Origin of the sequence: Acinetobacter sp. CWB-G5 (assembly GCF_019209785.1) — a bacterium.
In the GTDB taxonomy this organism is placed as follows: Bacteria; Pseudomonadota; Gammaproteobacteria; order Pseudomonadales; family Moraxellaceae; genus Acinetobacter; species Acinetobacter johnsonii.
In genome coordinates, this window is the sequence record NZ_JAHUTF010000001.1 from 104,872 (window position 1) to 116,986 (window position 12,115).

Annotated in this window: 14 protein-coding genes and 2 pseudogenes; 13 read left to right on the forward strand and 3 right to left on the reverse strand. The window is 41.2% G+C overall.

What is annotated here, in order from left to right; all coding sequences use genetic code 11:
• Positions 1 to 19 precede the first annotated feature (19 nt).
• The 8 genes and pseudogenes from KVY11_RS00440 to KVY11_RS00470 all read left to right on the forward strand — a co-directional run bounded on the left by KVY11_RS00440 (position 20) and on the right by KVY11_RS00470 (position 5,500).
• Positions 20 to 307: a hypothetical protein gene (locus tag KVY11_RS00440; RefSeq protein ID WP_168159786.1), complete on the forward strand. Its 288-nt coding sequence runs from the start codon at positions 20 to 22 to the stop codon at positions 305 to 307.
• Positions 308 to 594: 287 nt separating this feature from the next.
• Complete coding sequence (locus KVY11_RS00445; RefSeq protein ID WP_218287630.1) at positions 595 to 1,182, forward strand: recombinase family protein; 588 nt, start codon at positions 595 to 597, stop codon at positions 1,180 to 1,182.
• Between the two features lie 356 nt (positions 1,183 to 1,538).
• Positions 1,539 to 1,711: pseudogene (locus tag KVY11_RS00450) on the forward strand (IS5/IS1182 family transposase); the annotation flags it as partial.
• A gap of 63 nt (positions 1,712 to 1,774) precedes the next feature.
• Positions 1,775 to 1,882: pseudogene (locus tag KVY11_RS16550) on the forward strand (hypothetical protein); the annotation flags it as partial.
• A gap of 270 nt (positions 1,883 to 2,152) precedes the next feature.
• Positions 2,153 to 2,587 carry a MarR family winged helix-turn-helix transcriptional regulator gene (locus KVY11_RS00455; protein ID WP_151749516.1) on the forward strand — a complete coding sequence of 145 codons (435 nt, stop codon included), beginning with the start codon at positions 2,153 to 2,155 and terminating at the stop codon, positions 2,585 to 2,587.
• Positions 2,556 to 3,368, forward strand: a complete 813-nt coding sequence (locus KVY11_RS00460) for an NADPH-dependent F420 reductase (protein ID WP_218288192.1) — start codon at positions 2,556 to 2,558, stop codon at positions 3,366 to 3,368. Before KVY11_RS00455 ends, KVY11_RS00460 begins: the two co-directional genes overlap by 32 nt.
• A 29-nt stretch (positions 3,369 to 3,397) precedes the next feature.
• Complete coding sequence (locus KVY11_RS00465) at positions 3,398 to 4,144, forward strand: NADPH-dependent F420 reductase (protein ID WP_218287633.1); 747 nt, start codon at positions 3,398 to 3,400, stop codon at positions 4,142 to 4,144.
• Between the two features lie 66 nt (positions 4,145 to 4,210).
• On the forward strand, positions 4,211 to 5,500 hold the full coding sequence (locus KVY11_RS00470) for an ISL3 family transposase (RefSeq protein ID WP_218287635.1): 1,290 nt from the start codon (positions 4,211 to 4,213) through the stop codon (positions 5,498 to 5,500).
• Positions 5,501 to 5,637: 137 nt separating this feature from the next.
• On the opposite strand, the gene KVY11_RS00475 is transcribed toward KVY11_RS00470, so the two are convergent.
• Positions 5,638 to 6,138, reverse strand: a complete 501-nt coding sequence (locus KVY11_RS00475) for a Dps family protein (RefSeq protein WP_218287637.1) — start codon at positions 6,136 to 6,138, stop codon at positions 5,638 to 5,640.
• A 397-nt stretch (positions 6,139 to 6,535) separates the two neighbouring features.
• Here KVY11_RS00475 and ribA point away from each other — a divergent pair, with 397 nt between their 5' ends.
• On the forward strand, positions 6,536 to 7,138 hold the full coding sequence (gene ribA, locus KVY11_RS00480) for a GTP cyclohydrolase II (protein WP_218287639.1): 603 nt from the start codon (positions 6,536 to 6,538) through the stop codon (positions 7,136 to 7,138).
• Between the two features lie 127 nt (positions 7,139 to 7,265).
• On the opposite strand, the gene trpA is transcribed toward ribA, so the two are convergent.
• Together trpA and trpB are read right to left on the reverse strand one after the other, a co-directional pair.
• Positions 7,266 to 8,054 (reverse strand): tryptophan synthase subunit alpha, encoded by a 789-nt coding sequence (gene trpA / locus KVY11_RS00485; protein ID WP_218287640.1) that lies wholly within the window; start codon positions 8,052 to 8,054, stop codon positions 7,266 to 7,268.
• Entirely contained in the window at positions 8,051 to 9,262 is a 1,212-nt protein-coding gene (trpB, locus tag KVY11_RS00490) for a tryptophan synthase subunit beta (RefSeq protein WP_218287642.1), read from the reverse strand. The genes trpA and trpB overlap by 4 nt, the downstream gene beginning before the upstream one ends.
• Positions 9,263 to 9,362: 100 nt before the next feature.
• Between trpB and KVY11_RS00495 the strand changes: the two genes are divergently transcribed.
• The 4 genes from KVY11_RS00495 (at position 9,363) to KVY11_RS00510 (ending at position 12,113) form a co-directional block, all read left to right on the forward strand.
• Positions 9,363 to 10,256, forward strand: a complete 894-nt coding sequence (locus tag KVY11_RS00495) for a LysR substrate-binding domain-containing protein (RefSeq protein WP_218287643.1) — start codon at positions 9,363 to 9,365, stop codon at positions 10,254 to 10,256.
• 113 nt (positions 10,257 to 10,369) lie between these two features.
• Positions 10,370 to 10,942: a nuclear transport factor 2 family protein gene (locus tag KVY11_RS00500; RefSeq protein WP_218287644.1), complete on the forward strand. Its 573-nt coding sequence runs from the start codon at positions 10,370 to 10,372 to the stop codon at positions 10,940 to 10,942.
• Positions 10,918 to 11,415 (forward strand): chalcone isomerase family protein, encoded by a 498-nt coding sequence (locus KVY11_RS00505; RefSeq protein WP_218287645.1) that lies wholly within the window; start codon positions 10,918 to 10,920, stop codon positions 11,413 to 11,415. Before KVY11_RS00500 ends, KVY11_RS00505 begins: the two co-directional genes overlap by 25 nt.
• Before the next feature lie 11 nt (positions 11,416 to 11,426).
• Positions 11,427 to 12,113 (forward strand): response regulator transcription factor, encoded by a 687-nt coding sequence (locus tag KVY11_RS00510; protein WP_004981566.1) that lies wholly within the window; start codon positions 11,427 to 11,429, stop codon positions 12,111 to 12,113.
• The last annotated feature ends 2 nt before the right edge of the window (positions 12,114 to 12,115 follow it).

Genomic DNA, 12,115 nt, shown 5'->3' on the forward strand with positions numbered 1-12,115 from the left:
CTCAAAATGGGGAAAAGAGATGATGTTAAATAAGTATATACCTATTATTTGCACAGTTTTTTTATGGGGCGGCAGTGAGCTGAGTCATGCACAAAAAATTAATTTTCAAGGCTCTATTTCAGAATTCACCTGTAATTACAACAAACCAAATAAACTTTGTGAAGATATTCAGAAAACGATCGAAAGTATAAAATCCGAAAAGAGTTACCTGAGTAATGAAACTCCAAATAATTCAAATTCTGTTGCTAATATCACGACTAGTCATACAGACAAATCACATAAAGTGATTGTTTTAAGCTATCACTAATTTTTCAGAAGAGAGTAAACACTATACCTAGCCTATCATGCTAGGTTTACGCAGCTAATCTAAACAAACTTCAGATTATTTGCTACCTAGCTATAAATTTATTTTAGGCATGAGTGGTAATAATAAAAGCAACCACTATTTCGTTTAACAAATGTTAAAATTAATAATTAAAAACATGTTTTAAACACTGTTTTATTCATATATCTGTTTTCATCATATTTATTTAATACTTATTTAATTATAAAATACAAATCAGGACTTTATATTAATTATATTTTGAGGGCTACATGCGTATTTATGGATATTTCAGGGAAAATCCAAATAGATTAAAAAACTTACAGGATAGAATAAATTTAAATAAATTCGGTTATTCAATCCCATCAAATCGTTTGATTATCGAGAACGTGACAGTAGAAACCTCTGTTATTTATAGAGATAAATTTATGGCTCTTATTAACCTAACATTAGAAGAAGGAGACTTACTCATAGTCAAAAGCTTTGACTGTTTGGGAAAGGATTTTAAAGAAATATACAATAGCGTTCATAGGATCTATCAAAAAAATATAAATCTCATCTGTTTAGATTATTCTAAATCAGTAATAGAAGGAAGTGCAAAAGAAAGTTTTATTCATTTTTTAAAACTATGTTTCGATTTTGAAAATAATTTCATATTTGAATCAAAAATCAAACCTCTCAGCAAAAGTGTTAAAAAAGTTGGACGCCCTGAAAAATTAAATATAATACAACAAAAAGAAGTCAAAGATAAATTTAAAAAAGGGTATAGCATTTACTCTATAGCAAAAGAATATTCTGTCACTCGAAACGTTATAAATCGAATTTTAAAGAAGTCAGAAATAGAAGAAAAGCTAATATAAAATTCAAGGAACTTTATTAAAAAATATTTTTTATTTCATAAATTTTAAACATCAAATCTTTTAAGGAGAAAATATATCTCTTTAAGTTTTAGTATTGATTTTAACTGTAAATCTTTGAATTTATTTGGTAGGTATATCCAGACTCGAACTGGAGACCTCTACGATGTCAATGGGTGATCACATATGAAAAATCAACAATTTAGGTACTATTGGCGCCCATGTTTCGCCCATGTTTTTTGTTACAATTTAGTTTACCATTTACACAAAAATATCGATGTTTACTATCTATTGGTTCACTACTCGGCTTTGTTGTATAAAGCTATTCTTAAAGACTTCTTCAGTAAAATAATTTCTAAATGAAGAAGCCTGCATCTAAAATCTATCGTACAACGAATTGGTCCTCTTATAACCAAACTCTAATCAAGCAAGGAAATATTTCAATTTGGTTCGATCGTCAGACTAAATGGCATGCTCAGCCACAAGCTAAGCATGGAAGAAATCAAACCTATCTGATAGAGCAATTCAGTGCTGGACGACTAGAGCGAGAAGTGTTGCAGGCTATTCAGCTGGTATTTATGCATCTCTGTTTGCTGTAGGAAATGCTTGCGCAACAATCGTTCTTGCTCGTTGGGATAATGCTTTGCAAAAAGATGTACTAGATGAAGTTTTAAATAAACGGGTATCCGGAAAATCTGGTTGATAAGGTGGCTTAGCATTACCTAACGGATTCGTTTCCTCAACGGAATAATTGATTGTTAAACGTGAAAATTAGTCTGACTAGAAGACTTCGGCTGTGAGCAAGAGACCCTGGCAGCGCAGCAGCGACTTTTAACACTGGACGGCCCTCGTCATGCCATCCTACATTCGTTAAAGCATCGGTTAAATCGGAACACGGTTGACACAAGCTCTTTTCTACCCAATAATATAGTGCACTACATTAAATCACGCTATATTATAGCAGGCTATATTTATGGTAAAAATACCACGGAGTGTTGCGACGGAGCTCTCCTTTGCTCTTCATGCTGCTGCGAATCGGATGGTCCGATTGCACAAACCGTTTCTTGAACCGCTGGGTCTGACTTTCTCGCAGTATTTGGTCACGCTAGAGCTGCTGAATGAGGCACCGCTATCGGTTGGTGAGCTGTGTGCCCGTCTCGATATGGAAACAGGAACCCTGACGCCGCTGCTCAAGCGACTGCAAGCGGCTAATTTGGTCACTAGGACTCGTGACCCTTCTGATGAACGTCGGGTTCTCATCGACCTCTCGTTGCGCACCAGAGAAATGGAGGAGGAGCTTCGCAGCATACCCGACAAAATTAGAGTGGCGTGCCAGCTAACCAAAGGTGAACTCGAAGAACTGCGTCTTACGCTTGATGGCCTCGGGCGACCACTGGCTGAATCTTGAACCGGTCAATCAACTCCAAACGAAGGAAGCAAATATGAAAATTGGTATCATCGGCATTGGTAGTATCGGCGGCACACTTGCCCGCAAACTCAGCGCAGCTGGACATGAGGTTCGCGTAGCCAACTCAAAAGGTGCGGAGGATGTGCGCCCCTTCGCTGACGAAATTGGGGCCATTCCCGCCGACGCCCACGGAGCTGTCAAGGGTGCAGACCTGATCGTCCTGTCGATCCCCTTTTCTGCTGTGTCGAAGCTCCCCAAGGACCTGTTCAACGAACTCGACGAGAGCGCCCCAATCATTGATACAGGCAACTATTATCCTGACGTTCGCGACCCGCACATTTCCGAACTCGATAACGGAAAGGTCGAAAGCGTCTGGGTCTCTGAGCAGATCGGCCGCCCCATCATCAAGGCCTTTAACAACATTCTTGCCAATTCGCTCGGCGAACTAGGCCGTCCGTCCGGATCGCCCGACCGTATCGCTGTGGCCGTGGCCGGCGATGACGCCCGATCCAAGCAGATCGTTATGGACATCGTAAACGAGATCGGCTTTGACCCAGTCGATGGAGGTTTGTTATCGGAATCCTGGCGTCAGCAGCCCGGCACGCCTAGCTACTGTTGCGACTACGACGCACCGATGATGCGCAAAGCGTTGAACGAAGCGGTTCCCGGCAAGGCACTCAGTGTCCTCCAAGAAGTATTTAAGCGTTTCGGACAGCTTGGCTCCAACCCGACCCATGCCGACATTATCAATATGAATCGTTCGGTGCATTCCAATGACTGAGTCGAGTAACCAGCTTTAAGGATTACACTATGAAGATTGGTATTTTAGGCAGTGGATTCATCGGTGGGACTCTTGCCAGACGCTTTAGCGCTTGCGGCCATACTGTCAAGTTAGCAAACTCTCGTGGACCAGACACCATCGACCCAGACGTGCTCTCCACGGGCGCGCATGCTGTCACGAAGGAAGAAGTCGTAACCGATATTGACGTGCTGATCCTCTCGATTCCCTTCATACGGATTCCAGATCTCGCGCCGGTGCTCGCCGAGCTTCCTGCTGAGACGGTGGTGATAGATACGTCAAATTACATTCCTTTGCGCGATGACAGGATCGAGGTGATCGAAAAGGGGAAGCCCGATAGTGTCTGGGTAACCGAGAAACTAGGCCGTCCTATCGCAAAGGCATGGAATACGATTTATTCCGCAACGCTCAAAGAGATGGACCGGCCCGCAGGCCACCCGGAGCGTGTCGCCGCTCCCGTTGCGGCAGATCGCGACCGAGACCGGAAAGTGGCGATGGCATTGGTCGAAGACTCGGGCTTCGACGCATATGATGCCGGGACGATAGCTGACTCCTGGCGCCAGCAATGTGGCGCCCCATGCTACTGCACAGAAGTCACGCTCGCAGAGCTACCGGAGGCGTTGGCAAAGGCTGACCTGGCACGTTCACGTAGACGGCAGGATCTCGCCTTTGCGGTGTACGAGGAACGATTTGGCGCCACCGGGATAAATCCAAATCGGGGCTTCATCGTTCAACTATCTCGCTTACTCAACTTGTAGATAGGCCTACATTTTGTGCGCCAATCTGTAGATGTGGCGGAGATACTGCCACTGAAAAAGCGCTGTATGACGAAAATGCCAAACAACATCCTTCACCTGCCTAAGTATCAGGTGCTGGACTGCAAATCCACCGAGGATGAAATGCACTTCCAGGTGGATGCACCCGATCCCCTTGCCTGCGAGGAATGCGGCGTACAGGGTGAGTTCGTGCGGTTCGGCAAGCGTGATGTTCCCTATCGTGATTTGCCCATCCACGGCAAGCGGGTCACCCTCTGGGTGGTCCGCCGCCGGTACACCTGCCGGGCCTGCAAGACCACCTTCAGGCCCCAGCTACCGGAGATGGTGGACGGCTTTCGCATGACTCTGCGGCTGCATGAATACGTGGAGAAGGAATCCTTCAACCACCCCTACACCTTCGTGGCGGCACAGACCGGCCTTGACGAGAAGACGGTACGCGACATCTTTAATGCCCGTGCCGAGTTCCTGGGGCGCTGGCACCGCTTCGAGACGCCCCGCATTCTTGGCATAGACGAGCTGTACCTGAACAAGCGCTACCGCTGCATCCTTACCAACATCGAGGAGCGAACCCTGCTCGACCTGCTGGTCACCCGCCGTCAGGACGTGGTGACCAACTACCTCATGAAGCTGAAAGACCAGCAGAAGGTCGAGATCGTCAGTATGGACATGTGGAACCCCTACCGAACGGCGGTCAAGACTGTGCTGCCACAGGCCCGTATCGTGGTCGATAAGTTCCATGTGGTGCGCATGGCCAACGATGCGCTGGAGAAGGTGCGCAAGGGCCTCAGAAAGGAGCTGAAACCTTCCCAGAGCCGAACCCTCAAAGGAGACCGGAAAATCCTGTTGAAACGCGCTCACGAAGTCTCAGACCGGGAACGCCTCATCATGGAGACCTGGACAGGCGCATTCCCGCAACTGTTGGCCGCCTACGAGCACAAGGAACGCTTCTACGGCATCTGGGACGCTACCACACGGCCACGGGCAGAAGCCGCCCTGGACGACTGGATAGCCACCATTCCGAAGGGCCAGAAGGAAGTCTGGAGCGATCTGGTCAGGGCAGTGGGCAATTGGCGTGAAGAGATCATGACCTACTTCGAGACAGACATGCCCGTGACCAACGCTTACACGGAGTCCATCAACCGACTGGCCAAGGACAAGAACCGTGAAGGGCGTGGTTATTCCTTCGAGGTGATGCGGGCACGAATGCTCTACACCACGAAGCACAAGAAGAAGGCCCCGACTGCGAAGGTCTCTCCGTTCTACAAGAAAACCATCGGTTACGGACTGCCGGACTTCGCAGAGGAGCTCAATTACGGGGTCGATCTATCAACCATCTGAGGGTGGTATCGGGTTGGTGGGGTGAGGATGCCCCATCAACCATTAAATCCGTATACCCAAATAAACCAAAATCATCTTAATCTCTAGTTTATTCAAACCCTTGAATAAATATATATTCAAGGGTTTTTTTACATCTATTAATCTTCTAAAATACTTCTTAACATCCATGCAGTTTTTTCATGTACTTCAAGTCTTTGTGTAACTAAATCTGCTGATGGCTGATCGTTTACCTCATTGACAATTGGAAAAATTCCTCTTGCTGTTTTTGCAACAGTTTCGTGAGCATTCACTAATAAACCAACCATTTCTTGTGCTTTTGGAACACCCTCTACTTCCTTAATTGCGGTCAATTTAGCAAACTGTTTGTATGTACCAGGGGCAGGAAAACCTAATGCTCTAATACGTTCAGCTATAGTATCTAAAGCATTCCATTGTTCAGTATACTGATCCATAAACATGTTATGTAAACTATTAAACTGGGGCCCTGTAACATTCCAGTGAAAATTATGCGTCATTAAATATAAGGTATAACTATCTGCAAGTAATTTTGACAGGCCAGAGACAATCTTTTCTCGATCATTATGCGAAATACCGATATCAATCTTTATTGCTTTTACTTCTTTTTTAGGACTAGCCATGAATCTCTTCCTTCTGTAATAAGTACATGATTTTAAAAAATGAGAACCAAATGAATGTAGAGCTTAACTATTAAGACTCTATATCAACCTACTCAGAAAGCAATTGCGAGTAAAAAGTTACCATTTTAAAAATAGTCTATATCATTCCTAATGACTGTTAATTTCGATCTTAGTTATTATGCATATAAAAATTGTATATTTAACATCCAACTAAAAATAATTTTAGAAAACTTGTCAAATCTAAAATTAGAAGTAACTCATTGATTTTTTATTGAAATTTACTTCACACGCTAAAAACTCTTGTGTTTTCACATAAATTTCACTATTTGAGAACTATTTTAGCTGGAAAGTAATAGTTGCAAGTTTCTAAATTCTTAAAATACAGGGGTATAGTTAAATGGCTATAGAATTTGTTTCCAAATCAAAGTTACCTACTGCATTTGGCTATTTTGAAATTATCGCATTTCAAGATCAAAAGACTGGTGAAGAACATATCGCTCTTGCTAAAGGGATAAATGCTGCTCCCAATCAACCTGTATTGGTCAGAATACATTCAGAGTGCTTAACAGGTGATGCTTTTGGATCACTCAAATGTGATTGTGGTCCACAATTACACTCAACCATGAAAATGATTAATGATGCAGGTCAAGGAGTGATCTTATACCTGCGCCAAGAAGGCCGTGGCATAGGATTAACCAATAAAATTCGTGCCTATGCACTCCAAGACCAAGGACATGATACTCTCGATGCCAATTTATTATTAAATTTACCAGCAGATGCTCGTAAATATGACATGTGTATCATTATGTTAGATTATTTAAAAATAAAGAGTGTAAAACTCATTACAAATAATCCCCTTAAAATTAAATCTTTAACTGATTTAGGAATTAATGTTGTTGAGCGGATTCCTTTAAAAGTAGGCTTAAATAGCTTTAACAAAGCTTATCTAGAGACAAAGCAAAGACGTATGTCACATCTGTATCATAATAGTGATTTTTAAAAAGCGATTACTTTCAGTAAAAAAATCCACGTATAAAGTTCCATCTCCCGTTCGGGAGAACGGCTAAGATAAAATACTGTTTTATATTTAATTATGGTTTTAAAGAATACCTATGAAAGAAGCTGGCCTATTCTTTATTTTCTCTCAGGATTTGCGAAAAAACTGTGACTTTTTCTAAAGTCGCATTCATCCCCTTATTAAAAAAAGTATTGACAAGTGCTGAGCCAATGATAATAAGATCTACTTTATTGGCTAATGCTTTAACATGACTTTCATTTTTGATCCCAAAGCCAATTGCAACTGGAATATTAAAAATAGGCTTGATTTCAGCAATCTTTTTCTCAATATTGGGTAGATTTAAATGCCCCCCTGTTAAGCCATTTTCTGCAACATGATATAAAAAACCTGTCGCGCGCGCTGAGATTTGCTCTAACCTTTCAACTGGGGTAGTCGGCGCTGTCATTGCAATTAAATGCATATTTTTTTCATTTAATTGCACTTCAAAGTTTTCTCGATATCCATATGGAGCATCTAAAATCAATATTCCATCTATAAGATTTTCTGTTTCGGCGACAAGTGTTTCGAAACCATATTGCATAATCGGATTTAAATAAGTCATAAAAATTATTGGTGTCTTGTCATCATGCAGCCTGATTGCTTTTACCAGCTCAATGGTCTGTTTTACCGTTTGACCTGCACTTAATGCTCTAAGATGTGCTGCCTGAATGATCTCTCCATCTGCCACTGGATCTGAAAAAGGAATGCCAACTTCAATAATGTCAGCCCCAGCTTGACCTAATTGACTCATCAGACGACAACTTTCTGCAAAATTAGGATCTCCAGCAGTAAAATAACAGACCAGACCGCTTCGATTTTCCAGTTTTAATTGCTCTAATTTTTGATCTAGACGGTTCATGCTGTAGCTCCTGCAAGATATTTTTTTACCGTGTTTAAGTCTTTGTCACCTCTGCCACTTAAATTGACAATAATGATCTGTTCTGGCTGCATTTCTTGAGCAAGTTGAATCGCATATGCAATCGCATGAGAACTCTCAAGAGCTGGAATAATGCCCTCCTGTTGGCTTAAAAGCTGAAATGCATTTACAGCGTCTTGATCGGTTATAGCCGTATATGTCACACGTCCTGTTTCAAACAGAAGGCCATGTTCAGGGCCGACACCAGGATAATCTAAGCCAGCTGATATAGAGTGCCCCTCTAAAATCTGTCCATCTAAATCTTGTAATAAATAGGTTAAATTACCATGTAGCACACCGACTTGACCTTTGCAAATAGAGGCCGCATGTTCACCGCTATTTGTTCCTTTTCCACCTGCCTCAACGCCAAACATTTTGACATTCAGGTCTTCTAGAAAAGGATGCATCAACCCTAATGCATTTGATCCACCACCAACGCAAGCAACTAAAGCATCAGGCAGTTTATTTTCTTTGAGGAGTATTTGGTTTCTGGCTTCTAGACCAATAATTTTTTGAAATTCTCTGACCATGATGGGATATGGATGAGGACCTGCACCCGTACCCAACAAGTAATAGGTTGTATCCACATGACGAATCCAGTCACGTAATGCTTCATTCATGGCATCTTTTAAAGTACCACGACCTTTTTGAACGCTTCGGACTTCAGCTCCGAGTAATTTCATGCGCTCAACATTCATTTGTTGGCGCTGAATATCTGTTTCTCCCATGAAAATGGTACATTTCATCTTAAAAAGTGCGCAAACTGTTGCTGTTGCAACACCATGTTGTCCAGCACCAGTTTCTGCGATGATTCTGGTTTTACCCATAAATTTAGCTAATAAGATTTGCCCGACACAATTATTGATCTTATGTGCCCCCGTATGGTTCAAATCTTCCCGCTTGAGATATATTCGAGCACCTCCTGCATATGCTGTTAGGTTTTTTGCATAAAAAAGAGGACTAGGACGACCAACAAAGTCCATTAAAATCTGTTGATATTCAGCCCAAAATTCAGGTTTATGCCGAACAGTATTAAAGGCTTGCTCTAATTCTTGAAGTGCTGGCATCAAGCTCTCTGGCATATAACATCCGCCAAATTTACCAAAAAATCCCAAGTCATCAGGACCATTACCTGTATAAGGGGTTGTCATCTCATATCTCTTGCTGTATCCATTTTTTTCATCTTAAAATATTTTCATTTTTCTGATAATTGATATATTTTGAGCTTATGCTGTTAGAAAATTTTACAACATGAAACGTAGAATATTACCTCCCCTTAATGCTTTAAAAGCATTTGAAGCAGTTGCCAGACATAAAAGTTTCAGCTTAGCTGCGGAAGAATTGTGTGTCACCCATAGTGCGATTAGCCATCAAATAAAACAGCTAGAAGAATGGTTAGATAAAAAATTGTTTATTCGGCATTCCTCTACCATCTCTCTGACGAAGGATGCAGAAGAATTATCGCTAGTTTGTACGCATCTTTTTAATCATTTAGAACAATGCATCTTTGAGCTAACAAATAAAACATCAGAGGTAGAAGTTGTAATAGGCGCTTCTCATAGTTTCATGGCAAATTGGCTGATTCCCCGATTAGAAAAGCTCGAAGTCATTTATCCCAATATCCATATCAAATTAATGACATGTAATGACTTAAAATTGTTAGAAAAAGAGAAAATTGACATATTTATCAATAGCATCAATGAGAATCATATTCTTCCCAGCTTTTTGAATAAATATCTTTTATTTCCCGATAACATGGGGCCTATTTGTAATCGGGAAATAAATCCTCTTCATACAGAAAATGATCTTTTAAATTATCCATTACTTCATACCCACTCAAATAAAAGTGCATGGCATACATGGTTTGATCAGTCCAAAATTCACTTTTCCCCAAAAGCGAATGATCGTTATTTCGATAGTCTCAATTTAATGATAGAGGCGGCTGTGTCAGGCTTAGGAATTGCGATAGCACCTCAAATTTTAGTAGAAAAAGAAATATTAAATGGAAGAGTCATTGCCCCTTTTGGTTTTATCTATTGTGACTATAATTTTTATGCAATGGTCAGAAAAAATAATGAGAATCCTGATGTCATGAATATCATTCATTGGTTAATGGCTGAGGAAAAAAGAGAAAATGAAATTTAATCCTTGATCACTAAAATTCTATTCAATGTACTGTCTTTAGCGTCTATCTTCACATTCTGTTCACTCTAGCCTCTCTAAAGTGAGAGGATAAACTGTGAAGATGGACAGTGAACATGAATCAAGTCAAAACGTTAATGGTAGTTGCCTTATCCTTACCCGTGCTTTTTCTATTAGGATGTAAAAGTGTTCCTCGTTATTCCTTTGACTATGCAAATGCCAGAGCGAGTATTCAGGGAATACCCTTAGATGATGCAAAAGCACTAGACATTGGCACCCGCTTCACTTCGGCATTTAATACGTTGGGCACACCTAAATTTGTTGAAAATGCTGGAGCACTGTATGCAGATCAACTTTTTATTAATGATACTCTGTCGCAATTTTCATCGCGTAAAAAACTGCTTGAACATTTTCAAGGTATGAACCAGCGAGTGAGTAATGTAACTGTCAATCTATTAAATACTTCATATCATCAAGACTCTGCCTATGTACATTGGCATATGGTTTATGATTTTAAAATGTTCGGAAAAACACGAACAATGGATTCATTTGGAATCAGTGAAATAAAGGTCAACCAAAACCATCAGATTATTTTCCAACAAGACTTCTGGGATCCGGCCAATGGTCTGTATCGTTCTTTGCCTTATGTAGGAGGAACCTATTCATGGGTACTACCTTTCAAAAAGTAGCCATAACCACTGTACTGATGTTCGGGAGTTTCGGTTCCTGGGCGCATGCACAAACCTTAAATAAATGTGGTAATGGCCCACTAATGGTGGGACAAAAACAGGTCGGTGTGGCCAGTTACTTTGCGCAAAACTGTAATCAGCCTTGGCAAGGCCAAAACATGCAGATGGATTTTACCTATACGCAGAATATTCCAGAATGGGCATTCAAACGTGCAGCCACACATCTACTCCAACGTAATATCAAAGATCAAAAGATTCAGGCTGTTTTCAATCCAATCACCGATCTGTATCGTCCAGTGAACTCAGGAGATCTATACCAACTAAAATATAGCCATGCCACACACACATTAAGCCTATACTTAAACCAGAAACTGCAGGGACAACTCCAGAACCCATTAGCCCAGCAATATTTTAATATATGGCTAGGTCCTCAGCCATTTAGTGCTAAATTAAAACAGCAATTAATAAAGTAGTCTCTACAGTTATGTCTAAACATTTTATTTTGATGGTTGAAGATCATTACGAACTGGCATCTACCTTATGCGAGTTTCTAGAAGAGCATGGTTTTGTGGTCGATCATGCTCGAAACCTAAATGCTGCGCGCCAATTGCTCAAGCAGCAACGCTATCATATTTTACTTTTAGATATTAACTTACCTGATGGTTCGGGTTATGAACTATGTGAATGGCTACGAAATAAAGAAGGTATGGACCTCCCTGTGCTGATGCTCACCGCACGTGATACGCTGAATGACAAACTTAAAGGTTTTAATTCAGGAACGGATGATTATCTAGTCAAGCCATTTGACTTTAATGAGCTGGTGGTTCGAGTCAAAGCTCTGATCAAGCGTTCACAGGGTGAAGTCTCCTCTAGCCGTCTTCAAATTCATGATCTTATTCTGGACCCTGCAACACAGCAACTGACTCGTGGAGGACAAACTATTGAACTGCCCCCCATTCAATTTAAACTGCTCAAACTACTGATGCGTCATTCGCCTAAAGTTCTGACTAAACAGGAAATTATGATAGAGCTTTGGGGGGATCAAGAGCCTGAAAGCGATGCCCTGCGTAGTCATATTTATAATTTGCGTAAAATGGTCGATAAGCCTTTTGAGCAAAAACTAATTCATACCATATCTGGTGTAGGGTTAAAGATCACTTTAGAAGCTTAAGT